We start from the raw sequence: 23,562 nt of genomic DNA on the forward strand, positions 1-23,562 counted from the left end.
CGTCAGCCGAAGATGGCGGGCAGCGCTCCGGCGTGGGTCTCGCGGAGCTCCGCGACCGGGATCTCGAAGACGCCCTCGACGGCCAGCGAGGTGCCGCCGGTCGTGCCGAGGCCGTAGCAGGGGACCTCGTACCGGCCGCACAGCTCGGCCAGCGCCTCGAACGCCTCCGGCCGTACGCAGACGAGCGCACGGGACGCGGACTCGCTGAACAGGTCGACGAACGCGTCGTCGCCGGGCAGCGAGACCGTGGCGCCGACGCCCCGCGCGAGGCACGCCTCGGTGAGGGCGATGGCGAGACCGCCGTCGGACAGGTCGTGGGAGCCTTCGAACAGCCCCTGCTCGGCCGCCGCGACCAGGACCGACGCGAGCCCGCGTTCGGCCTCCAGGTCCACGGCGGGCGGAAGCCCGCCCAGGTGGCCGTGCGTCACGTGGGCCCACTCGGAGCCGCCGAACTCGTCGCGCGTGTCTCCGAGGAGCACCACGCGCAGGTCCCCGGCCGGGAATCCGGACCTGACCCGCTTGGCGACGTCGTCGATCACGCCGAGCACGCCCACCACGGGCGTGGGGTGGATCGCGGTGGAACCCGTCTGGTTGTAGAACGAGACGTTCCCACCGGTCACCGGCACGCCGAGGGTCTTGCACGCGTCCGCGAGGCCGCGCACGGCCTCCGCGAACTGCCACATCACCTCGGGGTCCTCGGGAGAGCCGAAGTTGAGGCAGTTCGTGACGGCGAGCGGCGCCGCGCCGGTGACGGCCACGTTCCGGTACGCCTCGGCGAGGGCGAGCTGGGCCCCGGCGTAGGGGTCGAGCCTGGCGTAGCGGCCGTTCCCGTCCGTCGCCAGTGCGATGCCCCGGGTCGTCTCCTCGGCGCCGGGCATGACCTCGGAGATCCGCAGCATGCCGGCGTCGGCGGGCTGGGCGAGGACGGTGTTGCCCCGGACATACCGGTCGTACTGGGAGGTCACCCACTCCTTGGACCCGAGGTTCGGCGAGCCGAGCAGCCGGAGCAGGGTCTCGCGCAGGTCCTCGGGACGCGGGAGCCGCTCCGGGCCGTCGGCGTTGAGCGCGGCCTGGCCCTCGGGCTCGTGGAAGGGGCGCTCGTAGACCGGGCCCTCGTCGGCGGCGGTGCCCGGGGGGATGTCGACGATCGTCTCGCCGTCCCACGTCATCACGAGCCTGCCGGTGTCGGTGACCTCGCCGATGACCGTCGCGGGCACGTCCCACTTCTGGCAGATCGCCATGAACGCCGGGATGTCCTCGGGCGTGACGACGGCCATCATGCGTTCCTGCGACTCGCTCATCAGGATCTCCTCGGGCCGCAGCGTCGGGTCGCGCAGCGGGACGAGGTTGAGGTCGACGGTCATGCCGCCGGTGCCCTTGGCGGCCAGCTCGGTCGTCGCGCAGGACACGCCGGCCGCGCCGAGGTCCTGGATGCCGACGACCACGTCGGCCTGGTAGAGCTCGAGGCAGCACTCGATGAGCAGCTTCTCCATGAACGGGTCGCCGACCTGGACGGCGGGCCGCTTGGCCTGCGACTCGTCCTCGAACGTCGCGGACGCCAGCACGGACGCGCCGCCGATGCCGTCGGCGCCGGTACGCGCGCCGAACAGCACGACCTTGTTCCCGGGGCCGGGAGCGGTGGCGAGCTTGATCTGGTCCTTGCGCAGCAGGCCCACGCAGAGCGCGTTCACGAGAGGGTTGCCGATGTAGCAGGGGTCGAAGACGACCTCGCCGCCGATGTTGGGCAGGCCGAGGCAGTTGCCGTAGTGGCTGATGCCCTCGACGACGCCCGGCAGCACCCGCCGCGTGTCCTGCTGGTCCGCGCCGCCGAAACGCAGTGCGTCCATGACCGCGACCGGCCGGGCGCCCATCGACATGATGTCGCGGACGATGCCGCCGACGCCGGTGGCCGCGCCCTGGTGCGGCTCGACGTACGACGGGTGGTTGTGTGACTCGATCTTGAAGGTGGCGGCCCAGCCGTCGCCGACGTCGACGACGCCCGCGTTCTCGCCCATGCCGACCAGCAGGGCATCCGACTTCGGGGCCTTGGTGCCGAACTGGCGCAGGTGCACCTTGGACGACTTGTACGAGCAGTGCTCGCTCCACATGACGGAGTAGATCGCGAGCTCCGAGCCGGTCGGCCGGCGGCCGAGGATCTCGCACACCCGCTGGTACTCGTCCTGCTTCATGCCCAGCTCGGCGTACGGCATGGGCTCGTCGGGCGTCTCGGCGGCCCGCTTCACGGAGTCAGTCATCGAATACCTCCAGCGTGGAGACCCCGGGCTTCAGCTGTGGGGAGTGACGTCACGCGTTCACCAGCTTCTTGAGGATGGAGGTGAAGAAGCCCCGGCCGTCCACGCTCGGCGCGCCGGTCAGGTCCTCGACCGCGTGCTCGGGGTGGGGCATGAGGCCCACGACGTTCCCCGCCTCGTTGGCGATCCCCGCGATGTCGTTGAGGGAGCCGTTGGGATTGCCGCCGACGTACCGGAACACGACCCGCCCGGAGCTCTCCAGGGCCGAGACGGTGTCCGCGTCGGCGACGTAACGTCCCTCGCCGTGCTTGACCGGCAGCACGATCTCCTGGCCGGCCTCGAAGTCGGACGTCCAGGCGGTGGAGGTGTTCTCCACGCGGATGCCCTGGTCACGGCAGATGTAGTGCAGGCCCTCGTTGCGGGTGAGCGCGCCGGGCAGCAGGTGCGCCTCGCAGAGGATCTGGAAGCCGTTGCAGGTGCCGAGGACCGGCAGGCCCGCGCGGGCGGCCGGGATCAGCTCGTCCATCAGCGGGGCGAAGCGGGAGATCGCCCCGCAGCGGAGGTAGTCGCCATAGGAGAACCCGCCGGGAAGGAAGACCGCGTCCACCCCCTTGAGGTCGTGGTCGGCGTGCCAGAGCGGCACCGCCTCGGCTCCCGCGAGCCGTACGGCACGGGCCGCGTCCTGGTCGTCGAGTGTTCCGGGAAAGGTGACGACGCCCACTCGGGCAGCGTTCATGACAGGTCCCCCACGGTTCCCCTCCAAGGCATGGGCGCGCGCACGCCACCGCCTCTTCACGGGCGGCGGTCTGTGGCGGTACGCCTCAGGTTATCGGGTGAAGCCAAAACCGCCCTAGCTGAGGCGGGCGATCTCCGCGCGAGCGGCCCGAGCCGGGGGCGGACGGCCCGATCGGACGGCGGCGAACCGGCGGTCCAGGGTCAGCGGTCCGGGGTCAGCGGTCCGGGGTCAGCGGTCCGGGGTCAGTGGTCCGGGGTCAGTGGTCCGGGGTCAGACGGCGGCGAGCTGGCGGTCCAGGGTCAGGAAGCGCGCGACGGCGTCCTCGTCCCAGGAGAGCTCCTTGCTGAGCCTGACGGTGGTGCCGCGGCCCGGCGTGATGTCGAAGGAGATCTCGTCCACGACCGACTGCATGATGAGGATGCCCCGGCCGTGCTCCGCGTCTCCGGGAGGGTACTGCCGGGGAATGGTGTTGAGCCCGTGGCCGCAGTCGATGATCCGCACTTCGCAACGGCCCTCGCCGATGGCGACCGTCACGCGATAACGCTCCGCGGGCCCGCCGTGCCGTACGGCGTTGGCGCACGCCTCCGAGGTCGCCAGGAGGACATCGGACACACAGCTCTCGGTCACGCCCAGCGACCGCAGCGCCTCGCCGAGCACGCGGCGGACCAGGGGTATGCCGATCGCATCCCTGGGTAAAGCCAGCGAGAACTCGATGTCCACCGGACCCCTCCCGGTGTTGAAGGTCACCGTGAAAGGCTTCCCCGAGGAATCCGGGCTAACCGCAAAATGACGCGCCTGTTATTCAGTGGTCGCGCCAATGTTACGTCTTAGGTGCTTTGTCGGTCTTTTGATGTGTGAAATGTGCTGTTTTACTGCTCGACGCGAACGGTGAAATCCTCGATCACGGTGTTGGCCAAAAGGGTTTCGGCCATCTTTCGGACCTCGGAGAGGGCGGCCTCGTCGGCCTCGCCCTCGATCTCCACCTCGAACCGCTTGCCCTGACGTACGTCCCGGACCCCGGAGAAGCCCAGCCGGGGCAGCGCGCCGGCGATGGCCTGGCCCTGCGGGTCGAGAATCTCCGGCTTGAGCATGACGTCGACGATGACGCGCGCCACTGATGTCCTCCTGGCCTGGTGTCCGGTATCGCGGTCAAGCGTATCCGCAGGCGCGTGGTCTCACCCCCGGCGCCCCGGCGGGCGGCGCCTTCCTCCGCGACGAGGGCGGGCGGCCAGGTCTCCCGGCGCGAGCACACGATCGACGCCGCGTACGCCTTCCGGATGGAGGACAGGATCGGCTCTCCTCACGCCCGGAAAGCCGGCTGACGTGGTCGTCCTCGACCGGGACGTCGACTCACTCGGTGCGGACGACCTGGCAGGTGTGGACGCGTGGCTGACTATGATCGACGGCCGGGTGGTGTACCGCGCCGGCTGAGACCTGCCGGGATTCCTCTCGCGCCCACCTGATGACCATGGTTCGCCCCAGGGGTTCGGGGAACGTGGAAGGGTGGGCGTCGAGAAGGGGCTTGCGCGGCGGGGAGTGGCCTCTGCCACGATGTCCGCATACGCGAGCGGTATTCACACCATGGACGCCGACCGCGTGAGGACCCGGCCGTGGACGGGTGGTGACCCCACACGCGTATGGCCCTAGACGCACAGGAGTGGCACGTGACAGCCGAAGCCCCTCGCGGTGCCGACGCACCCCCGGAGCTCATCCAACTGCTCACCCCCGAGGGCGAGCGGGTCGAGCACCCCGATTACGACATCGACCTGACCGCCGAGGAAGTGCGCTCGCTCTACCGGGACCTCGTCCTGGTGCGGCGCATCGACCTGGAGGCGGTCGCCCTCCAGAGGCAGGGCGAGCTCGGACTATGGGCCTCCCTGCTCGGGCAGGAGGCCGCGCAGGTCGGCTCCGGCCGCGCGCTGACCGACGCCGACATGGCGTTCCCCACCTATCGCGAGCACGGCGTGGCCTGGTGCCGCGACGTCGACCCGGTGAAGCTGCTCGGCATGTTCCGCGGGGTCAACCACGGTGGATGGGACCCGTACGAGCACAACTTCCACCTGTACACGATCGTCATCGGCTCCCAGACGCTGCACGCGGTCGGCTACGCCATGGGCGTCCAGCGGGACGGGGCGGAGGCCGCCACGATCGTCTACTTCGGTGACGGCGCCACCTCCCAGGGCGACGTGAACGAGTCGTTCATCTGGGCGTCGGTGTTCAACGCGCCGGTGGTGTTCTTCTGCCAGAACAACCAGTGGGCGATCTCGGAGCCGCTGGAGAAGCAGACGCGCATCCCGCTGTACAAGCGCGCCTCCGGGTTCGGTTTCCCCGGCATCCGGGTGGACGGCAACGACGTGTTCGCCTGCCTGGCGGTGACCCGCAAGGCGCTGGCGGACGCGCGGAGCGGCCAGGGGCCCACCTTGATCGAGGCGTTCACCTACCGCATGGGCGCGCACACCACCTCCGACGACCCCACCCGCTACCGCGTCGCGGGCGAGCTGGAGGCGTGGAAGCTGAAGGACCCGATCGAGCGGGTCAAGGCGTACCTCTTCAAGAACCAGCTCGCCGACCAGGAGTTCTTCGACAAGGTCGACGCCGAGGCCGACGCCCTCGGCAAGGACGTGCGCAGACGCTGCCTCGAACTGCCCGATCCCGGCCCGGAGGCGTTGTTCGATCACGTGTACGGGGCGCCGCACGCGCTCGTGGACGAGGAGCGCGAGCAGTACCTCGCCTACCTCGCGGGCTTCGAGACGGGAGCCGAGCGATGACCACACTGACCCTGGGCAAGGCGATCAACGAGGGCCTGCGCCGAGCGATGGAGGCGGACGGCAAGGTCATCGTGATGGGAGAGGACGTCGGCAAGCTCGGCGGCGTCTTCCGCGTGACCGACGGCCTGCAGAAGGACTTCGGCGAGGACCGGGTGATCGACACCCCGCTGGCCGAGTCCGGCATCATCGGCACGGCCATCGGGCTGGCGCTGCGCGGCTACCGCCCGGTGTGCGAGATCCAGTTCGACGGGTTCGTGTTCCCGGCCGCCGACCAGATCATCACGCAGCTCGCCAAGATGCCGCTCCGCTCGCTCGGCGCGATCAAGCTGCCCGTCGTCGTGCGCATCCCCTGCGGCGGCGGTATCGGCGCGGTGGAGCACCACTCCGAGTCGCCCGAGGCGTACTTCACGCACACCGCCGGGCTGCGCGTGATGGCCTGCTCCAACCCCGCCGACGCGTACACGATGATCCAGGACGCGGTCCGCTGCGACGACCCGATCATCTTCTTCGAGCCCAAGCGCCGGTACTGGGACAAGGCCGAGGTGGATCTCGCCGCCCCCGGTCTGCCCCTCGACAAGGCCAGGACGGTCAGGCAGGGCGCCGACGTGACCCTGCTCGCCTACGGCCCGATGGTGAAGACCTGCCTCGCCGCCGCGACCGCGGCCGAGGAGGACGGGCGGAACGTCGAGGTCATCGACCTGCGCTCGCTCAACCCGCTCGACATGGACGTGATCACCGAGTCGGTCCGGCGTACCGGCCGCTGCGTGGTCGTCCACGAGGCCCCGGTGTTCAGCGGCTTCGGCGCCGAGTTGGCGGCCCGCGTCAGCGAGCACTGCTTCTACAACCTGGAGGCGCCGGTGCTGCGCGTCGGCGGATTCTCCACGCCCTACCCGCCCTCCCGGCTGGAGGAGCACTACCTGCCCGACCTCGATCGTGTCCTCGACGCGATCGACCGCGTCTTCGCCTACTAGAGAGGGAGGATTCTCATGCTGCGTGAGTTCAGGCTTCCCGACGTGGGCGAGGGACTGACCGAGGCCGAGGTCGTCAAGTGGCACGTCGCGGCCGGTGACACCGTCACGATCAACCAGACGATCGTCGAGATCGAGACGGCCAAGGCCGTGGTGGAGCTGCCCTCTCCCTACGAGGGCACCGTCTCCGCGCTGATGGTGGCCGAGGGAGAGACCGTCGACGTCGGCACTCCCATCATCTCCGTGGACGTTCCCGCGGAGGAGGGATCGGCCGAGGACCGGGCGCCCATCCCGCCCCCCGAGGGCGCGGTGGAGCCGGGCATGCACGGTGGGCCTGCTCCCAAGGAGGAGCGCAAGCCGGTGCTGGTCGGATACGGCGTGAAGCCTGGCACGACCACGCGCCGCCCCCGAAAGCAGCCTCCGGCGCCTGTCCCCGCGTCCGTACCGACATCCGTACCGGCTCCGACCCCGGCGCCCGTGGCCGCCCCCGCTCCTGCCCCCGTCGCGGTTCCTCCGCAGGTCGGCCGGGTGTCGGTGCTGGCCAAGCCGCCGGTACGCAAGCTGGCCAAGGACCTCGGCGTGGACCTGTCGGCCGTGGCGGGCACCGGCCCCCAGGGATCGATCACCCGTGAGGACGTGCAGGCCGCCGTCGCCGCCCCGGCGGCGGTGCCGTACCAGGCGGCGGCCGTACCGGCCGGTGGGGAGGAACGCATCCCGGTCAAGGGGGTGCGGAAGGCGACCGCGCAGGCCATGGTCGCCAGCGCGTTCACCGCCCCCCACGTCACCGAGTGGCTCCAGGTGGACGTGACCGAGACGATGGCGACGGTCCGCCGGCTGCGCGAGCTGCCGGACTTCGCCGGGGTGAAGGTCTCGCCCCTGCTGCTGGTCGCGAAGGCCCTCCTCACCGCTGTGAAGCGGCACCCGATGGCCAACGCCACCTGGACCGACGACGCGATCATCGTCAAGCGATACGTGAACCTGGGCATCGCCGCCGCGACCGAGCGCGGGCTGATCGTGCCCAACGTCAAGGACGCGCACGCCATGTCGCTGCCCGAGCTGGCCCGGGCTCTGACAGAGCTGACCGAGCGGGCGCGGGCGGGGAAGTGCCCGCCCGCCGAGCTGACCGGCGGCACGATCACGATCACCAACATCGGCGTGTTCGGGGTGGACGCGGGCACACCGATCCTCAACCCCGGCGAGGCCGCGATCCTGGCGATCGGCCAGATCAGGGACATGCCGTGGGTGGTCGACGGGCAGCTCGCCGTACGCAAGGTCACGACGCTGGCGTTGTCCTTCGACCATCGCGTGATCGACGGTGAGCAGGGGTCGTACGTGCTGCGCGATGTGGGCGCCATGCTGGAGGACCCGCTGCGCATGCTCGCCTGGGCCTGACGCCGGGTGCGTGAGGAGGCGACGTCCAGCGGGCGCCCAGCACCCCAAGTCGCCTCCAAGATCGCAACCAGTGAGTCTCAAGCACGACGGCCTAGCGTTCTGCCAGGTGCTCAGGTGGACGGGATCGGTGCGGATCAGAGCCCGCCCACCTGAGTGCCACGCGGACTCGCGCGGCGGGGTTTCACCCAGCCCCCTTTGGACGGCCTCGCCGCGCGACACCGGCCCATCCGAGGAGAGACGTGAGCATCCCCCTACCCCTGATGCTGGGAGCAGGTGTCGACGACTTCGCTCAGGTCCTCTCCGAAGGCGTGGAACTGTTGCGCGGCTTGCACCGGCGCCGCACCGCCGTACAGGAGGCCCGGAACGCCGTGGCCGAATGGTCGACCCGGCACCCGGCGGCGCAGGCGCAGCTCGTCGTCGACGTACGTCCCGGGAGCCCGGTCGTGGACTACGACCTCCTGGTGAACCATCCGCGCGGCGGCACTGTCGCGGTCAGCGTCCCCGTGGACGACGGCGTCCCCTGGCTGATCGACCACTCCACCCACTGGGCCGCCGGTTACCTGCTCAGCGTCGACCGGGTGCACGTCCCCGTGGCCGAGGCGCTGGCCATGACGCGTACGCTCGCGCGGCGCGACCAGACGGTGCACGACGAGATCATCGACCAGTGCCTCGTCCACAACGAGGTGCTCACCGACCACGAACCGGTGGGCGACGAGGAGCTCGCGGAGGCCGCCGAGGAGATCAGGCGGGCGTGGCGGCTCCACGACCGCGCGGCCACGCTCGCCTGGCTCGCCGAGATGGGCATGTCGGGACCCCAGTTCGAGGCGTTCATCGCCGGGGCCGCCCGGCGACGGCGGTTCCGGCGCCGCAAGGAGGCCGAGCTCGCCCCCGCCTACCTCGACACGCACCGGCCCGACTTCGACCTGGTGCGCGCGTTCTGGGCGACCGGCGCCCAGCCGGTGAACGGCGAGTTGCTGCGCGGCCTCGGCGGCCTGCTCGGGTACGGCGAGGCCCAGGTGACGCTGGGCGAGCGCCGGGCCAGGGACCTGCCCGGCCCGCTGCGTGACGCGCCGGAGGAGACGATGATCGGGCCGGTACGCCACGGAGACGGCTATCTCACCGGCATGGTCGTGGAACGCCGGCCGGCCGGGGACGATGCGGCGACCATGGCCGAGGCCGGCGCGGCGGCGTTCGCCGACTGGCTGGCCGCGCGCCGGCGGGCGGCGTCGATCGAGTGGCACTGGTTGTGACCGGACGAACCGGTCGTGGCGTGGCGGTCTAGGCTGACCGGGCAGTCACACCGCGAAGGGGAGATCATGATTCGGCACGTCGTGTTGTTCACCTGGACCGAGAACGCCACCGGCGAGCAGAAGGCGGAGGTCGCCGCGCGGCTGAACACCCTGCCCGGGATCATCTCCCAGATCCGAAGCTACGCCGTCGGCCCGGACGCGGGCATCAACGCGGGCAACCACGAGTTCGCCGTGGTCGCGGACTTCGACTCCGTCGACGACTATCTGGCCTACCGTGACCACCCGGCGCATCTGGCGATCATCGCCGAGCACATCAAGCCGATCCTCGCCTCCCGCGCCGCCGTGCAGTACGAGGTCTGACCGCGGGCCGGCCTCAGGGGTTCGGCGGGTGGTTCTCGTGCTCCATCAGGTGGTTCTCGGACGTGGCGCCCCTGCGGGAGCCGAGCACGATGCTGAGGAGCAGGCCCACGCCTCCGACAACCATGAAGATCACGCCGATCACGTCGATGTGCACGGATCGCCCGAGCACATCGGGGTCGATGGCGAACTTCAGGATCGCCCCGAGGGTGAGGAAGAAGAGGCTGACCCCGATGCCCATCGCAGACCTCCGGACGGTAAACAACGCGTATGCCATCCGTCATACCCGGCTCCGGGTGATCTCACCACGCCCGTCGGCGGATACACGACGATCGCGCGCCTCCTCTCGGAGAGGTGACGCGCGATCGGCTGTCTCACCGGCCGCGGGTGCGCGGCCGTACGGGCTCAGAAGGCCTGTTCCGGCAGGTCCATGAGGTCCTGGGCGGTGGCGTCGAGCACGCGGCGCTCGGCGGCCAGCCGGGGCAGGACGGTCTGCGCGAAGAACGACGCGGCGGCCACCTTGCCGGTGTAGAAGGCGGTGTCGGCCTGGTCGGGCGCCTCAGGAGCGCCGAGGGCCGCAAGGGCCACCTCCGCCTGGCGCAGCAGGAGCCAGGACAGGACCAGGTCGCCCAGTGCCATCAGGAAGCGGGTCGTGTTGAGGCCGACCTTGTAGACCTCCTGCGGCGACTCCAGCGACGCGATGGCCCAGCCCGCCATCGTGTCGGCCATGGCCTTGACGTCGGCCGCCGCCTCGCCGAGCAGTGTGCGCTCGGTCTTGAGCCGGCCGTTGCCCGCCTCGGAGCCGGCGAACGCGACGATGTCGCCGAGCAGCGACCCCAGCGCGGCGCCCTGGTTCTTGAGGACCTTGCGGAAGAACAGGTCCTGGCCCTGGATCGCCGTCGTGCCCTCGTACAGGGAGTCGATCTTGGAGTCCCGGATGTACTGCTCGATCGGGTAGTCCTGCAGGAACCCGGAGCCGCCCAGCGTCTGGAGCGATCGGGCCAGCAGCTCGTACGACCGCTCGGAGCCGACGCCCTTGACCAGGGGGAGCAGCAGGTCGTTCATCGCCTCGGAGGCGTGGTCCCTGCGGCCTTCGGCCTCGGCGATCTGGACGGCGTCCTGGAAGGTGGCCGTGTAGATCACCAGCGCGCGCATGGCCTCGGCGTACGACTTCTGGAGCATCAGCTCGCGGCGCACGTCGGGGTGGTGGGTGATGGCCACGCGCGGGGCGCTCTTGTCGCCCGACCTGGTCAGGTCGGCGCCCTGGACGCGGTTCTTCGCGTAGTCCAGCGCGTTGAGGTAGCCCGTGGACAGCGTCGCGATGGCCTTGGTGCCGACCATCATGCGGGCGTGCTCGATGACCATGAACATCTGGCGGATGCCGTCGTGCGCGTCGCCGACGAGGTAGCCGATGGCCGGGTGCTTCTCGCCGAAGGTGAGCTCGCAGGTGGTGGACACCTTGAGGCCCATCTTCTTCTCGACGTTGGTGACGTAGACGCCGTTGCGCTCGCGCAGCTCGCCTGTCGGCAGATCGACCAGGAACTTGGGCACGAGGAACATCGACAGGCCCTTGGTGCCGGGGCCGTGACCCTCGGGACGGGCCAGCACGAGGTGGAAGATGTTCTCCACCATGTCGTGCTCGGCGCTGGTGATGAAGCGCTTGACGCCCTCGATGTGCCAGGTGCCGTCCTCCTGACGTACGGCCTTGGCCCGGCCCGCGCCCACGTCGGAACCGGCGTCCGGCTCGGTCAGCACCATCGTCGAACCCCAGTTGCGCTCGACGGCGAGCTCGGCGAACCGCTTCTGGTCGTCGGTGCCGAGCTCGAACAGGAGCCGGGCGAACGCCGGGCCGCTGCCGAACATCCAGACGGCGGGGTTGGCGCCCAGCACGAGCTCGGCCACCGACCACACGAGGCTGCGCGGGGCGGGGGTGCCGCCGAGCTCCGGCTGCAGCTCCATCCGCCACCACTCGGCGTCCACCCAGGCCTGGTAGGACTTCTTGAAGCTCTCCGGCATCGTGACGGTGTGCGTGGCCGGGTCGAACACCGGCGGGTGCCGGTCGGCGTCCTCGAAGGACTCCGCCAGCGGGCCGGTGGCCAGGCGGTTCACCTCGTCGAGGATGCTGCGTGCGGTGTCCTGGTCGATGTCCTGGAACGGGCCGCCGCCGAGGATCTCCCCGCGTCCGAACACCTCGAACAGGTTGAACTCGAGATCGCGGATGTTGCTCTTGTAGTGGCCCATCTCGTGCGCTCCTAGAAACCAAGGCCGTCGGGGTTACGTACCGGTCAGTAACTCTAGAGGAATGCTACCCGCCAGTAACAGACAATATGCAAGCAATGAGGTGGTATGTCCCACAACGTGGACGGCCGTGAGCCCGCGCGAGCGCAGCGAGCGCCGATAGACACAGCGAGGGGCGCGGCGAGGAGGGCACGAGTCGTCTCAAGGGCGCAGCGAGCGCCAATGGAAACAGAGCGCGACAGTACTGTGGGGAGCTGTGAGCCTTGACGAGCGAGCGGCCCGCTGGCGGGCCGATCTGATCTCCTGGGGCATCCCGGACGAGATCGTGGCGAAGGCGCCGGCCAGTCCGTGGACCCATCACGTCGCGCGCTTCGCGAGGAGGACGGACACGCTCCTCGCCGCTCCTCAGGGGCCGACCTACGAGCGGGCGCGTGAGGCGCTGCCCGACGAGGGATCCGTCCTCGACGTCGGCGCGGGGACCGGCGCGGCGAGCCTTCCGCTGCGCCCGGCGACGCTGATCGCCGTGGACGAGAACCGGGCCATGCTGGACGCGCTGGCGAAGCGCGGGCGCGAGGCGGGATGCGGGACGATCCGGTTGGTCGAGGGCCGCTGGCCCGACGTGGCGGAGCGCACACCCGCGGCGGACGTGGTCGTCTGCGCGCACGTCGTCTTCAACGTGCCCGATCTGGTGCCCTTCCTGGCCGCGTTGGACGCGCACGCGCGCCGCAGGGTGGTGCTCGAGCTGCCTCTGGTCCACCCGATGAGCTGGCTGAACCCGCTCTGGGAGCATTTTCACGGCCTGACCAGGCCGGATCGCCCGACGTCGGACGACGTTTCGTCCATCGTCAGGGAGATGGGCTTCGTGGCGGAGTCGGAGGCGCACACGGCGCCGGACGCGCCCTTCGAGTCGATCGAGGAGATGTCCGCGGGTGCCTGCCGCCGGCTCTGCCTGGACCCGGCGCGGGCTCCGGAGGTGGCGAGAATGGTCGAGGAATTCGGCCTGTGGCCGCTTCCGCCACGCCGATTCGTCACGATCTGGTGGGATACCGGGAAATAAGCGGAGATGTGTTACGTTTTCACCTGATGGGCCTTATGGCCATCCCGGACGAGACGCGCCGTACCCGGAAAGCGAAGACGACGCACTCCCTGTCACCAGGAAGTCACGTCTCGTCCCAAGGGGGAACCATGGCCTGGATCCTGCTCATCATCGCCGGCCTGTTCGAGGTCGCCATGGCGTACTCGCTCAAGATGAGCGACGGTTTCTCGCACGCGTGGTGGTCGGGCGGATTCTTCGTCTTCTCCATCCTCAGCTTCGGGCTGCTGTCGTTCGCGCTCAAGAGCCTCGAGGTCGGTACGGCCTACGCCGTCTGGACCGGGATCGGCGCGATCGGCACCGCGATCCTGGGAATCGCCCTGCTGGGGGACAACGCGTCCCTCCTGAAGATCGTCTCGATCGTGTTCATCCTCATCGGGGTCATCGGCCTCAACCTCGCGGGCGGCGCCGCGCACTGACCCCGCTCCGTCGCGCGGCGGCTCTTCCGCCCCCGCGAGCCCGGCCGGTTCCCCCCGCCCGCCGGAACCCTCCGGGGCGTGTTCCCGTCTCGACGGCGGCCAACCGGCTTGACAGCTTTGGTGGTGTCGCGCTTGGCTGGGCGACATGATTGAGATCCACACGATGACTGTCGACAGCGCCCGGCCGTATGAGCTCGCCCAGTGGTGGAGCGAGGCGCTCGGCTGGCCGCTGGTCGATTCCGAGCCCGGTGACGACGAGGTCATGCTCGGCCGGCCGGACGGGCCTCCCCACGTGCTCTTCATCCAGGTCCCCGAAGGCAAGACGATCAAGAATCGGCTCCACTTCGACGTGACCGGTACGGATGGGGCGACCCGGGACCAGGAGGTCGAGCGTCTGTTGGCGCTGGGCGCCAAGCCGTACGAGGACCACCGCAACCCGGACGGCACCGGCTGGGTCACGCTGCACGACCCGGAGGGTAACGAGTTCTGCATCTGCAGGAGCGCGGCGGAGCGCAACGCCTGAGGCGCCGTGCCCGAGGGCGTCACTCATCGAAAGAGGACGCCCGAGGACCGGCGTCAGCCGTTGCCCCGCGCCCGGCCGCGCATGGTCAGCGCGAGCAGCCCGGTGACCAGGTACACGAGCGCGCCACCCCAGAGCGCGTCCCACGCCGCGCCGAAAACGCCTTCCCTGTCGATGACGAGCTGCACCGGATACATCAGCACCGCGGCGCCGACGCCCGGATAGAGCGCGAAGCGCCACGGGTGGCGCAGTGACCAGCGCCGCGCCTGCTGGGTGACCCGATCGCCCTGGTCCGGCTTCGAGATCGCGCCGATGGCGGACACCAGCGTGAAGACGCTGATGCCGAGGCACAGGGCCCACGTCAGGTCGGGCGGTCCCGGCAGGACGAGGCCCATCAGGAAGCTGGTGCCCGCGACCGCTCCGCCCGAGACCGCGGCGGCCTTCCAGGGCGCGCCGCGCAGAGCCGCACCGGCCAGGGACATCTCGTCACGTCGAGTCAGTTCGTTCATATCTCAAGGCTGCAATCCGGCACGCCTCCGTGGCATCGGGGAAGCCCCTGAGCGCACCCTGAGCCGCCCCTCTGCCCTCCTCCGTCGCCGCTAGGCTCGGCCGTATGTCCGTTTCCTTCCGTACGGCCCGGCGCGACGACGTCCCGGCCATCCTGGCGATGTTGGACGACGACCCCATAGCCGCGGCCCGCGAGCCGGGCAAGGGAGTCGACCCCATGGCGGCCTTCGAGGCCATCGAGGCCGATCCGCGCAACGAGCTGCTCGTGGCGGAGGAGGACGGCCAGGTGATCGGGACGTTCCAGCTCACGTTCATCCCGGGGCTGTCGCGGCGAGGGGCGGAGCGGGCCCAGGTCGAGGCGGTCCGGGTGGCCGTGCCGTACCGGAACCGGGGGATCGGGCGCCGGATGATGGAGTGGGCCGTCGAGCGGGCACGCGAGCGCGGCTGCGGCCTCGTCCAGCTCACGACCGACAAGGCGCGGAATGACGCGCACCGTTTCTACGCCTCGCTCGGCTTCACCCCCTCCCACGAGGGCTTCAAACTCCGCCTCTGACGTGGTTCCCGCTCGGATCTGGCGGCCCCGCGCCCAACCTTTGATGGGGAAATCGGGATGTCAGGAGCCGCCATCTGGGCGCTGATGTCCGGTCAACGTTCGGAGACGGGCCGTGGGCTCGGATCGCCTGGCCGCGACCCCTTCGGCGCCGGGGCGATGTCGACGAGGTTGTCGTGGTAGACGGCGCCGCGGCCCATGTCGGCGTCGCGCTCGTCCACCACGGAGTTGGGGTTCGAGCCACCGGGACTGAGCTTGGGCCAGTGGCCCTTCGGCGCCGCGGCCACACCCGGCTTGACCCGGTCGCTGATCTCCGCGTACGCCGAGAACTCCCCGTTGTCGTTGAACACCCTGACGAGTTGCCCGTCGGTGAGCCCGCGCGCCTCCGCGTCCTTCGGATTGATCATGACCCGCGGCCCCTTGGACCGTCTGAGCAGCTCGGGGTTGTTGCTGAAGATCGTGTTGAGGAAGGTGTGCGAGGCAGGCGTGATCAGCGTCAGCTTCGTCGCCGACGCCGTACGAGCGCTGAGCGAGGGGACGTATCCCGCGACCCTGGGCAGACCGTCGGCCTCGGCCCGCTCGGAGACGAACTCCAGCCTGCCGGACGGCGTGGGGAAGCCGTCGGTGAAGGGGACGAACGGGTCGTCGACCGCGAGCCGCGCCCAGCCCTCCTTGCGCAGCCGCTCCAGCGTGATGCCCGGCGTCCCGCTGAGGAGCTGCTCGGCCAGCTCCAGGTCGGAGTCGTACAGCGAGGGCTCCGTCAGGCCCATGTGCCGGGCCAGCCGGCGGAAGGTCTCCGTCGTGGACACGCACTCGCCGGGGGCCTCGACGGCGGGCTCGTTCCACATCACGTACATGTGGCCGTAGCCCGCGTGCAGGTCCATGTGCTCGGTCTGCATGGTCGCGGGCAGCACGATGTCGGCGTAGTCGACGGTGTCGGTCGGGAACTGCTCCATCACGACCGTGAACAGGTCCTCGCGCAGCATCGCCTCGCGTACGCGGTTCTGGTCGGAGGTCGAGCCGAGCGGGTTGGCGGCATAGACCCACAGGCACTTCACGGACTCGTCCAGGCCGTCGGCCAGTCGGGTCATCGTCAGCGTGCGGACCGGCTTCTCCAGCAGGTCGTCGCGCGGGTCCACGCGCAGCGGGAAGTGCGCGGACGTGGAATAGGACACGCCGCCTCCCGGATGCCGCCAGTCGCCCGTCACCCCGGGGATGCAGGCGATCGCGCGCATCGCGGCACCTCCGCCCTCGTGCCGCTGGATGCCCATCGTCGCGCGGATGCCGGTGGGCCTGGTGTGCGCGAGCCGTACGCCGAGTGCGCGGATGTCCGCCTCGGGCAGGCCGGTGATCTCGGCCACCCTGCTCGGAGGATATTTCTGGATCTCTGCCTTGAACTCGTCCCAGCCGAGGGTGTGATTCTCCAGGTACTCCCGATCTTCGGCCCCCTCTTCCAGGACCACGTTGAGCAGCCCGAGGGCGAGGGCGCCGTCCGTCCCCGGCCGGATCGGCAGGTGCTCGTCGGCCTGGTCGGCGGTGCGGGTCCTGATGGGGTCGATCGCCACGACGTGCGCGCCGTTGGCCTTCGCGTCCTGGACGAACTTCCACATGTGGTGACCGCTGGTCAGGGTGTTGGTTCCCCACAGCAGGATCAGCTTGGACAGCGCGAACGTCTCGGGGTCCATGCCGCCGGGGGTGCCGTTGACGTACGTGACGCCGAGGTTCCCCGCGCGTGAGCAGATGTTCAGGTCGTGCTGGGACGCGCCGAGGACGTTCCAGAACCGCCGCCCGGCCAGGCCGCCCTCACCCTGGATGAACCCCAGCGTGCCGGTGCCCTGGTACGGCCAGATGGCTTCGCCGCCGTGCTCGGCGACGATGCCCGTCAGCCGGTCGGCGATCGTTCGGAGCGCCTCGTCCCAGCTGATCCGCTCGAACCGGCCGGAGCCCTTGGGCCCCACCCGCTTCATCGGGTGCAGGATCCGGTCGGCCGCTCGCGTGTGCTCCAGGTAGCGGTTGACCTTCACGCAGAGTGCGCCCCGGGTGAACGGATGATCGCGGTTTCCTCGCAGGCCGACCGCCTGGCCGTCCCTGACCGTCACCTCCCACGAGCACGTGTCGGGGCAGTCGAGCGGGCAGGCACCCAGAACGCGCAATTCCATGGCGGTAACTTTACGAGCCCCCCTCAAGATCTATCAGCCGGTCGACGTTCGCCCGGTCGTCCTCGGCGGTGCTCGGCCCCGTGGAGAACCACGCGTCGAGGATCTCGGTCAGGATCTGGCGGGAGGTCAGCCGGAGGCTCAGCGCGAGGACGTTGGCGTCGTTCCAGGTGCGCGCGCCCGCCGCGGTGGCCGCGTCGACGCACAATGCGGCACGTACGCCCGGTACCTTGTTCGCGGCGATCGAGGCCCCGGTCCCGGTCCAGCAGCAGACAATGCCCTGGTCCGCCCGGCCCGCCGCCACGTCCCGCGCGGCCTCGGAGCAGCACCACGCCCAATCCGCCCGGCCACCTGGGGCCAACGCTCCATAGAGTGTCACTGAATGACCGCGCCGCTCCGCTTCGGTCACGATATGTGACGCTATGCCATCAAGGCTGTCCGAGGCGAGTGAAAGTCGCATGGCATCGATTGTGGACACTGAGTGCGAAGATCGCACAGAATCGCTGGTGGTGAGGGGCATAAAGGAGAAGAACACGACGATGGAGACTCCTGATCACGGAGTCGTCCTCGTCGTCGAGCCCCTGCTGCCGCAGCGTATCCGCCGCCCGTCCGACGCCCTGCGCTTCCTGCTCACCCTGGTGGCGCTCGTCGCGGTGGTGCTGCTCGCCCTGGCGCTGCAGCGCACGCTCAACGGCCTGGAGACCGACGTCCAGGCGGGCACCGGGCGCGCGCCCGACGTGTTGTCGTTCGCATCGGGCCTGCTCGGCGGCATCTTCGTGCTGGTCGTCCCGGTGGCGTTCGCCGTCGAACGGGTCTTCCACCGCGACGGGATGCGCGTCACCCAGGGGCTGATCGCCGCCATCCTCGCCCTGCTGATCTCGTACTCGCTGGACGAGTGGCTGATCGGATCCGGCCCTCTCGAACTCAAGCAGCTCCTGACCGGCGGCAGGGACGTCGAGCCGCTCAACACCGTGCTGACCCCCGCCATCGCGTACGCCACGGCCGTACGGATGTCCCGCCGGCCCCGATGGCGCGCGCTGATGGCGGCGGCGATCGTGCTCGACGTGTTCGCCCTGTTCACCGCGACCAGGGTGACCGCGCTCGGGGTGATGGTCACCTATCTCGTCGGCCTCGCCGTCGGCTTCGGCACCCTGTACGGCATCGGCAGCGCGAACACCCGCCCGCCGGGCAGCGCGGTGGTCACCGCGCTGAGGCGGCTCGGCTTCGTCCCGGTGAGCGCGCGGCGGGTCGAGGACGACAGCTCGGGCAGCCGCCGCTACCTCGTGGGGCTCGCGGACAAGAGCCACCTCGACGTGACCGTCCTGGACCGTGACCGGCAGGTGGCCGGGATCGTCTACCGGCTGTGGCGGCGCGTGTGGCTGCACCCCGACACGAGACGACGGGCCATCCGCTCGCTCCGGGCCGAGTTGGAGCGCGAGGCCCTGATGGCGTACGCCGCCCAGGCGGCCGGGGCGAACCTGCCGCGCCTCCTCGGCACCAGCGAGGTGGGCACGGAGGCGGCGCTCCTCGCCTACGAACACGTCGGAAGCCGCTCGCTGGAGGAGCTCGGCGACGACGAGATCGACGACACGCTGCTCGCCCAGATCTGGGAGCAGGTGCGGCTGCTCCAGGCGCACCGGCTCGCGCACCGGCACCTCACCGGCGAGAGCATCCACGTGGACAAGGACGGCCGGGTGCTGCTCGTCGACGCGCGGAGCGGCGAGATCGCGGCCGGTGACCTGCTGCTCCGGCTCGACCTCGCTCAACTCCTGGCCTACCTTGGCCTGCGCGTGGGGCCGGAGCGCTCGGTCGCGTCGGCGGCGGCCGTGCTGGGCGCGGACACGCTCGCCGGAGCGCTGCCGCTGTTGCAGCGGATCGCGCTCAGCCGCGGCACCCGCGCCGCGGCGCGCAAGGAGAAGAACCTCCTGCCCGCCCTCCGTGAGCAGATCGTCGCGCTCAAGCCGCAGATCGAGGTGGACGAGGTCCGGCTCGAACGGTTCCAGCCGAAGACCCTGGTGACGATCATCGCGAGCGCCATCGCCGCGTACATCCTGCTCTCCCAGATCAGCCAGGTGAACCTGTTCTCGGTGGTGACCAGCGCCAACTGGGCCTGGGGCGGCGTGGCCCTGGTCGGCGCCGGCCTGAGCTATGTCGCCGCCGCGATCATGTTGCGCGGGTTCGTCCCCGAGCAACTCCCGCTCGGGCCGACCGTCCTGGCGCAGTTCGCCGCGTCGTTCGTGAAGCTGGTCGCGCCCGCCGCGGTCGGCGGCGTCGCGATCAACACCAGATACCTGCAGAAACGCGGCATCCCTTCCGGCCCGGCGGTGGCCAGCGTGGGCGCGTCCCAGCTCATCGGCCTGATGTTCCACCTCGTGCTGCTGGTGTTCTTCGGATACATCACGGGCACGCAGGCGGCGCCGTCCCTGACCCCGTCACGAGGGCTGCTGATCGCGCTGCTCGCGGTCGCCGTGCTCTGCCTGATCGTGCTGGCCGTCCGGCCGCTGCGCCGGTTCGTGACCGTACGGCTGCGTGCGATGTTCTCCGGCGTGGTGCCCCGGCTGCTGGACGTGCTCCAGTCGCCGTCCAAGATCTTCGAAGCGGTCGGCGGAACGCTGCTGCTCACCATCGCCTTCGTGGCCTGCCTGTACGCGTGCGTCCGGGCGTTCGGCGGTGACCTGAGCTTCGCGGCGATCGCCGTGGTCTTCCTCACGGCCAACGCGATCGGCTCGGCCGCCCCCACACCGGGTGGTCTGGGGGCGGTCGAGGCGGCACTCTCCGTGGCGCTGACGGTCGCCGGGATGGACAGGTCCCTCGCCCTGTCGGCCGTGCTGCTGTACCGGCTGATGACGTTCTGGCTGCCTGTCCTGCCCGGCTGGGCGTCCTTCGCCTGGCTGCAACGCCACAACGCCCTCTAGCCGTACGAACCCGTACGGCCAGAGGGCGCCCGGTCAGCCGTCGCTGGAGGCGGCCCAGAGGTTGATGCCGGCCTCGACGGCGTCCTTGTCGATGGCGTCCAGCTCGTCCTGCGTGAAGTCGAGGCCCTTCACCGCGTCGAGGCTGTCGTCGAGCTGGGCGACGCTGCTCGCGCCGATCAGGACCGAGGTCACCCGCCGGTCCCGGAGCGCCCACGCCAGGGCCATCTGCGCGAGGGACTGGCCGCGCCGACGCGCGATCTCGTGCAGCGTGCGGATGTGCCGCAGCGTCTCGTCGGTCAGCAGTCCGGGGTCCAGGGACTTGCCCTGGGCGGCCCGGGATCCCTGGGGGATGCCGTCCAGGTATCGGTCGGTCAGCATGCCCTGGGCCAGCGGGGAGAACGCGATGCAGCCCACGCCCTCCTCTTCGAGGGTGTCGAGCAGGCCGCCCTCGATCCACCGGTTGAGCATGGAGTACGACGGCTGGTGGATGAGCAGCGGCGTCCCCATGGCCCGCAGGATGTCCGCGGCCTCCTTCGTCCTCTCGGGGGAGTACGACGAGATCCCGGCGTAGAGCGCCTTGCCGGAGCGAACGGCGTGGTCCAGCGCCCCCATGGTCTCCTCGAGCGGCGTCTCGGGGTCGAACCTGTGGCTGTAGAAGATGTCCACGTAGTCCAGGCCCATGCGCGAGAGCGACTGGTCGAGGCTGGACAGCAGGTACTTGCGCGAGCCCCACTCGCCGTACGGGCCGGGCCACATGTCGTAGCCCGCCTTCGTCGAGATCACCAGCTCGTCCCGATATTTCGCGAAATCTTCGCGGAAGAGGCGACCAAAGTTGATCTCCGCCGAGCCGTACGGCGGGCCGTAGTTGTTGGCCAGGTCGAAGTGCGTCACGCCCCGGTCGAACGCCCGGCGCAGGATGGCGCGCTGGGTGTCGATCGGCTTGTCGTCCCCGAAGTTGTGCCAGAGCCCCAGAGAGACCGCCGGCAGCTTCAACCCGCTTCTCCCGGTCCGCTTGTACGGCATGGGGCCGTACCGATCGTCGGCAGCGGTGTAGGTCATTCCGTCACTCCAGCTCTGTCGAGAATCCAGGACAGCGCGAAGGCCTCCTCGCGCCACGCGTCATAGCGGCCGCTCCTGCCGCCGTGGCCCGCGCCCATCTCGGTCTTGAGCAGGAACGGGCCACCCTGGGCGGTGGCACGCAGCCTGGCGATCCACTTCGCGGGCTCGTGGTACAGCACGCGGGTGTCGTTCAGGCTGGTGATCGCCAGGATCGGCGGGTACGGCCTGCCGTCGATGTTCTCGTATGGCGAGTACGACTTCATATAGGCATAGACATCCGGATTGTGTAGAGGATCGCCCCACTCGTCCCATTCGATGACGGTCAACGGCATCGACGGGTCCAGGATCGTGTTCAGAGCGTCCACGAACGGCACCTCGGCGACGATCCCGGCGAACTCCTCCGGCGCGATGTTGGCGACCGCGCCCATGAGCAGGCCGCCCGCGGAACCGCCCCGGGCGATGATCGCGCTGGACCAGCCCGCCGCCTTGAGATGCCCGGCACAGGCCACGAAGTCGGTGAAGGTGTTCTTCTTCTTGGTCAGCTTGCCGTCCTCGTACCAGCCGCGGCCCATCTCGCCGCCGCCTCTGACGTGCGCCACGGCGAAGACGAACCCCCGGTCGAGGAGCGACAGCCGGGCCACCGAGAAGTACGGGTCGATCGACGTCTCGTAGCTGCCGTAGCCGTACAGGAGGGTGGGAGCGGGCCGGGCGGTGCCCTTCCTCATCACGATCGAGATGGGCACCCGGGTGCCGTCGTCGGCGGTCGCCCACTCGCGGAACTGCTCATAGTCCTCGGGGTCGTACCCGCCGAGCACGGGCCTCCGCTTGAGGAGGATCAGCTCGTCCGACGCGAGGTCGTAGTCGTACACCGACGGCGGAGTGACCATCGAGGTGTAGGCGAGCCGCAGCCGGGTGGCCTCGAACTCCGGGTTCCCCGACGGCGTCACCTCGTAGAGCGGCTCCGGGAACGGGATCTCGTACGGCTCACGCGCCCCGCCCGGCAGGATCCTGATGCCGGTCAGCCCCTGGCGGCGGAAGTGCACGACGATGTGGTCCTTGAAGGCGTCCACGTCGAGCAGCCGGGTGTCCTCGCGATGCTCGATCAGCGGCGTCCACGTCCCGGGGTCGTCGAGCGGCGCGGTGGCCAGCTCGAAGTTCCGCGCGTCGTCGTTGTGCAGGACCAGGAAGTGGTCGCCCGCGTGGTCGAGGTCGTACTCGACACCGGTGCGGCGCGGCCGTACGACGGCGAACTCGCCGGTCGGGTCGGCGGCGTCCAGCACCCGGATCTCACTGGTGATCTTGCTGCCCGCGCTGAGCACGAGGTATCGCTGGCTGCGCGTCAGTCCGATGCCGACCCAGAACCGCTCGTCGTCCTCCTGGTAGACGAGGACGTCCTCCTCGGATCCCAGCGTGTGGCGGTGCACCCGATAGGGACGCCACGCCTCGTCGATCGTGGTGTAGAAGAACGTCGAACCGTCGGCCGACCACGTTCCGCCGTAGAAGATGCCCGGAATCTCGTCCGGGAGGAGCTCGCCGGTACCGAGGTCCTTGAACCTCAGCGTGAACCGCTCGTCACCGGAGAAGTCCGTGGAGTACGCCAGCATCGTGCCGTCGGGGCTGACCGAACTCGTCCCGAGTGCGAAGAACGGACTGTCGCCGGCCAGAACGTTCCCGTCCAGGAGGATCTGCTCGCCGGGAAGGGGCTCCCCTGCCGTCAGCGCGGGCGGATCGTCCCCGTCCGCCGCGACCCGGCAGTGGATGCCGTACTGCTTGCCCTCCTCGGTGCGCGAGTAGTACCACCAGGCACCCTTGCGCGTCGGGACCGACAGGTCGGTCTCCAGGGTGCGGGCCTTGATCTCCTGGAAGACCGTCTCCTCGAGGTCCTTCAGGTGGCCGGTCACCTGCTGCGTGTAGGCGTTCTCGGCCTCCAGGTAGGAGATGGTGTCCGCGTCGTCTTTCTTGAACAGCCACGCGTACTCGTCGATCACGATGTCGCCGTGATGGGTGCGGGCGGCCGGAATCTTCTTCGCCACAGGTGGCATCTCGCTGCTCACGGGCCGAGTCTATGTTCGGGTCCGTGCGGGCCGCGGGGGTTCGTTTCGTACGGCTTGCGCCCACTTGATGGGCGCGGGCATGGCGGCCTGCTCGAGCCGTACTCGGGTGCTCCGAATGACTGCTAATCTTTTGCCGTCGGCAACGCCCGGCACAACCCCTTCCGATCTCTTCGGCGATCAAGCATGGGCGAGTGCGGGAAACGTCGATAATCCTTTGAAACACGCTGGTCCTGAAGATTAGTTCGCGAGAACGTCTCTGGTCTGGTAAGTTAGAGGGGTTGCCCCGGAGACGGGGCGGCTGCGATTCCTCTCGGGTTGCAGGGTTCGG

At 69.8% G+C, this 23,562-nt stretch carries 22 protein-coding genes and 1 riboswitch; of the genes, 11 read left to right on the forward strand and 11 right to left on the reverse strand.

Features of this window, described 5'->3' with window-relative positions; all coding sequences use genetic code 11:
• Window positions 1-2: 2 nt before the first annotated feature.
• From purL to purS, 4 genes are all read right to left on the reverse strand, one after another.
• Window positions 3-2,255 (reverse strand): phosphoribosylformylglycinamidine synthase subunit PurL, encoded by a 2,253-nt coding sequence (gene purL, locus IMZ11_RS30460; protein WP_228645865.1) that lies wholly within the window; start codon window positions 2,253-2,255, stop codon window positions 3-5.
• 49 nt (window positions 2,256-2,304) lie between these two features.
• Complete coding sequence (gene purQ, locus IMZ11_RS30465) at window positions 2,305-2,988, reverse strand: phosphoribosylformylglycinamidine synthase subunit PurQ (protein WP_061260027.1); 684 nt, start codon at window positions 2,986-2,988, stop codon at window positions 2,305-2,307.
• Window positions 2,989-3,258: 270 nt separating this feature from the next.
• Window positions 3,259-3,735, reverse strand: coding sequence for an ATP-binding protein (locus IMZ11_RS30470; protein WP_228645867.1), 477 nt, complete (start codon window positions 3,733-3,735; stop codon window positions 3,259-3,261).
• 122 nt (window positions 3,736-3,857) lie between these two features.
• Entirely contained in the window at window positions 3,858-4,103 is a 246-nt protein-coding gene (purS, locus tag IMZ11_RS30475) for a phosphoribosylformylglycinamidine synthase subunit PurS (RefSeq protein WP_228645868.1), read from the reverse strand.
• Between the two features lie 54 nt (window positions 4,104-4,157).
• Here purS and IMZ11_RS30480 point away from each other — a divergent pair, with 54 nt between their 5' ends.
• From IMZ11_RS30480 to IMZ11_RS30505, 6 genes are all read left to right on the forward strand, one after another.
• On the forward strand, window positions 4,158-4,310 hold the full coding sequence (locus IMZ11_RS30480) for a hypothetical protein (RefSeq protein ID WP_228645870.1): 153 nt from the start codon (window positions 4,158-4,160) through the stop codon (window positions 4,308-4,310).
• Between the two features lie 342 nt (window positions 4,311-4,652).
• Window positions 4,653-5,756: a pyruvate dehydrogenase (acetyl-transferring) E1 component subunit alpha gene (gene pdhA / locus IMZ11_RS30485; RefSeq protein WP_228645872.1), complete on the forward strand. Its 1,104-nt coding sequence runs from the start codon at window positions 4,653-4,655 to the stop codon at window positions 5,754-5,756.
• On the forward strand, window positions 5,753-6,727 hold the full coding sequence (locus tag IMZ11_RS30490; protein WP_228645873.1) for an alpha-ketoacid dehydrogenase subunit beta: 975 nt from the start codon (window positions 5,753-5,755) through the stop codon (window positions 6,725-6,727). Before pdhA ends, IMZ11_RS30490 begins: the two co-directional genes overlap by 4 nt.
• Window positions 6,728-6,742: 15 nt before the next feature.
• Complete coding sequence (locus IMZ11_RS30495; RefSeq protein WP_228645875.1) at window positions 6,743-8,116, forward strand: dihydrolipoamide acetyltransferase family protein; 1,374 nt, start codon at window positions 6,743-6,745, stop codon at window positions 8,114-8,116.
• 239 nt (window positions 8,117-8,355) lie between these two features.
• The gene (locus tag IMZ11_RS30500) at window positions 8,356-9,366 is read left to right on the forward strand and encodes a TIGR04500 family putative peptide maturation system protein (protein ID WP_228645877.1); all 1,011 of its coding nucleotides are present in this window, start codon (window positions 8,356-8,358) and stop codon (window positions 9,364-9,366) included.
• Between the two features lie 66 nt (window positions 9,367-9,432).
• Complete coding sequence (locus tag IMZ11_RS30505) at window positions 9,433-9,726, forward strand: Dabb family protein (protein WP_061260019.1); 294 nt, start codon at window positions 9,433-9,435, stop codon at window positions 9,724-9,726.
• A gap of 13 nt (window positions 9,727-9,739) precedes the next feature.
• Here IMZ11_RS30505 and IMZ11_RS30510 read toward each other — a convergent pair whose 3' ends face one another.
• Both IMZ11_RS30510 and IMZ11_RS30515 read right to left on the reverse strand, forming a co-directional pair.
• The gene (locus IMZ11_RS30510) at window positions 9,740-9,964 is read right to left on the reverse strand and encodes a hypothetical protein (protein ID WP_061260018.1); all 225 of its coding nucleotides are present in this window, start codon (window positions 9,962-9,964) and stop codon (window positions 9,740-9,742) included.
• 164 nt (window positions 9,965-10,128) lie between these two features.
• Window positions 10,129-11,964 carry an acyl-CoA dehydrogenase gene (locus IMZ11_RS30515; RefSeq protein WP_228645879.1) on the reverse strand — a complete coding sequence of 612 codons (1,836 nt, stop codon included), beginning with the start codon at window positions 11,962-11,964 and terminating at the stop codon, window positions 10,129-10,131.
• Window positions 11,965-12,217: 253 nt separating this feature from the next.
• Here IMZ11_RS30515 and IMZ11_RS30520 point away from each other — a divergent pair, with 253 nt between their 5' ends.
• The 3 genes from IMZ11_RS30520 (at window position 12,218) to IMZ11_RS30530 (ending at window position 13,996) form a co-directional block, all read left to right on the forward strand.
• Entirely contained in the window at window positions 12,218-13,018 is an 801-nt protein-coding gene (locus IMZ11_RS30520; protein WP_228645880.1) for a bifunctional 2-polyprenyl-6-hydroxyphenol methylase/3-demethylubiquinol 3-O-methyltransferase UbiG, read from the forward strand.
• A gap of 24 nt (window positions 13,019-13,042) precedes the next feature.
• Window positions 13,043-13,105, forward strand: a riboswitch (guanidine-III (ykkC-III) riboswitch).
• 41 nt (window positions 13,106-13,146) lie between these two features.
• A complete protein-coding gene (locus IMZ11_RS30525) occupies window positions 13,147-13,473 on the forward strand; it encodes a multidrug efflux SMR transporter (RefSeq protein ID WP_228645882.1) in 327 nt (108 codons plus the stop codon).
• 163 nt (window positions 13,474-13,636) lie between these two features.
• On the forward strand, window positions 13,637-13,996 hold the full coding sequence (locus IMZ11_RS30530; RefSeq protein ID WP_228645883.1) for a VOC family protein: 360 nt from the start codon (window positions 13,637-13,639) through the stop codon (window positions 13,994-13,996).
• A gap of 53 nt (window positions 13,997-14,049) precedes the next feature.
• Here the strand turns inward: IMZ11_RS30530 and IMZ11_RS30535 are convergent, their stop codons facing one another.
• A complete protein-coding gene (locus IMZ11_RS30535) occupies window positions 14,050-14,502 on the reverse strand; it encodes a hypothetical protein (protein WP_228645885.1) in 453 nt (150 codons plus the stop codon).
• A gap of 104 nt (window positions 14,503-14,606) precedes the next feature.
• Here IMZ11_RS30535 and IMZ11_RS30540 point away from each other — a divergent pair, with 104 nt between their 5' ends.
• Entirely contained in the window at window positions 14,607-15,053 is a 447-nt protein-coding gene (locus tag IMZ11_RS30540) for a GNAT family N-acetyltransferase (RefSeq protein ID WP_228645887.1), read from the forward strand.
• Window positions 15,054-15,145: 92 nt separating this feature from the next.
• On the opposite strand, the gene IMZ11_RS30545 is transcribed toward IMZ11_RS30540, so the two are convergent.
• Window positions 15,146-17,209: a molybdopterin-dependent oxidoreductase gene (locus IMZ11_RS30545; protein ID WP_228645888.1), complete on the reverse strand. Its 2,064-nt coding sequence runs from the start codon at window positions 17,207-17,209 to the stop codon at window positions 15,146-15,148.
• Window positions 17,210-17,219: 10 nt separating this feature from the next.
• Complete coding sequence (locus IMZ11_RS30550; protein ID WP_308066873.1) at window positions 17,220-17,726, reverse strand: RpiB/LacA/LacB family sugar-phosphate isomerase; 507 nt, start codon at window positions 17,724-17,726, stop codon at window positions 17,220-17,222.
• 19 nt (window positions 17,727-17,745) lie between these two features.
• Between IMZ11_RS30550 and IMZ11_RS30555 the strand changes: the two genes are divergently transcribed.
• On the forward strand, window positions 17,746-20,121 hold the full coding sequence (locus tag IMZ11_RS30555; RefSeq protein ID WP_228645890.1) for a lysylphosphatidylglycerol synthase transmembrane domain-containing protein: 2,376 nt from the start codon (window positions 17,746-17,748) through the stop codon (window positions 20,119-20,121).
• 33 nt (window positions 20,122-20,154) lie between these two features.
• On the opposite strand, the gene mgrA is transcribed toward IMZ11_RS30555, so the two are convergent.
• Together mgrA and IMZ11_RS30565 are read right to left on the reverse strand one after the other, a co-directional pair.
• Window positions 20,155-21,180, reverse strand: a complete 1,026-nt coding sequence (gene mgrA / locus IMZ11_RS30560; RefSeq protein ID WP_228645892.1) for an L-glyceraldehyde 3-phosphate reductase — start codon at window positions 21,178-21,180, stop codon at window positions 20,155-20,157.
• Window positions 21,177-23,234, reverse strand: a complete 2,058-nt coding sequence (locus tag IMZ11_RS30565) for a S9 family peptidase (protein ID WP_228645894.1) — start codon at window positions 23,232-23,234, stop codon at window positions 21,177-21,179. The genes mgrA and IMZ11_RS30565 overlap by 4 nt, the downstream gene beginning before the upstream one ends.
• Window positions 23,235-23,562 lie beyond the last annotated feature (328 nt).

Origin of the sequence: Microtetraspora sp. AC03309 (assembly GCF_020826795.1) — a bacterium.
Taxonomy (GTDB): Bacteria; Actinomycetota; Actinomycetes; order Streptosporangiales; family Streptosporangiaceae; genus Microtetraspora; species Microtetraspora glauca.

Bases quoted from the DNA above. Each gene is read 5' to 3' on its own strand.
- mgrA (WP_228645892.1), bottom strand. From the start codon at position 21,180: ATGACCTACACCGCTGCCGACGATCGGTACGGCCCCATGCCGTACAAG.
- IMZ11_RS30550 (WP_308066873.1), bottom strand. From the start codon at position 17,726: ATGCCCCTCACCACCAGCGATTCTGTGCGATCTTCGCACTCAGTGTCC.
- IMZ11_RS30515 (WP_228645879.1), bottom strand. From the start codon at position 11,964: ATGGGCCACTACAAGAGCAACATCCGCGATCTCGAGTTCAACCTGTTC.
- IMZ11_RS30555 (WP_228645890.1), top strand. From the start codon at position 17,746: ATGGAGACTCCTGATCACGGAGTCGTCCTCGTCGTCGAGCCCCTGCTG.
- purQ (WP_061260027.1), bottom strand. From the start codon at position 2,988: ATGAACGCTGCCCGAGTGGGCGTCGTCACCTTTCCCGGAACACTCGAC.
- IMZ11_RS30510 (WP_061260018.1), bottom strand. From the start codon at position 9,964: ATGGGCATCGGGGTCAGCCTCTTCTTCCTCACCCTCGGGGCGATCCTG.
- IMZ11_RS30525 (WP_228645882.1), top strand. From the start codon at position 13,147: ATGGCCTGGATCCTGCTCATCATCGCCGGCCTGTTCGAGGTCGCCATG.
- IMZ11_RS30535 (WP_228645885.1), bottom strand. From the start codon at position 14,502: ATGAACGAACTGACTCGACGTGACGAGATGTCCCTGGCCGGTGCGGCT.
- IMZ11_RS30490 (WP_228645873.1), top strand. From the start codon at position 5,753: ATGACCACACTGACCCTGGGCAAGGCGATCAACGAGGGCCTGCGCCGA.
- IMZ11_RS30495 (WP_228645875.1), top strand. From the start codon at position 6,743: ATGCTGCGTGAGTTCAGGCTTCCCGACGTGGGCGAGGGACTGACCGAG.
- IMZ11_RS30545 (WP_228645888.1), bottom strand. From the start codon at position 17,209: ATGGAATTGCGCGTTCTGGGTGCCTGCCCGCTCGACTGCCCCGACACG.
- purL (WP_228645865.1), bottom strand. From the start codon at position 2,255: ATGACTGACTCCGTGAAGCGGGCCGCCGAGACGCCCGACGAGCCCATG.
- IMZ11_RS30530 (WP_228645883.1), top strand. From the start codon at position 13,637: ATGACTGTCGACAGCGCCCGGCCGTATGAGCTCGCCCAGTGGTGGAGC.
- IMZ11_RS30505 (WP_061260019.1), top strand. From the start codon at position 9,433: ATGATTCGGCACGTCGTGTTGTTCACCTGGACCGAGAACGCCACCGGC.
- IMZ11_RS30540 (WP_228645887.1), top strand. From the start codon at position 14,607: ATGTCCGTTTCCTTCCGTACGGCCCGGCGCGACGACGTCCCGGCCATC.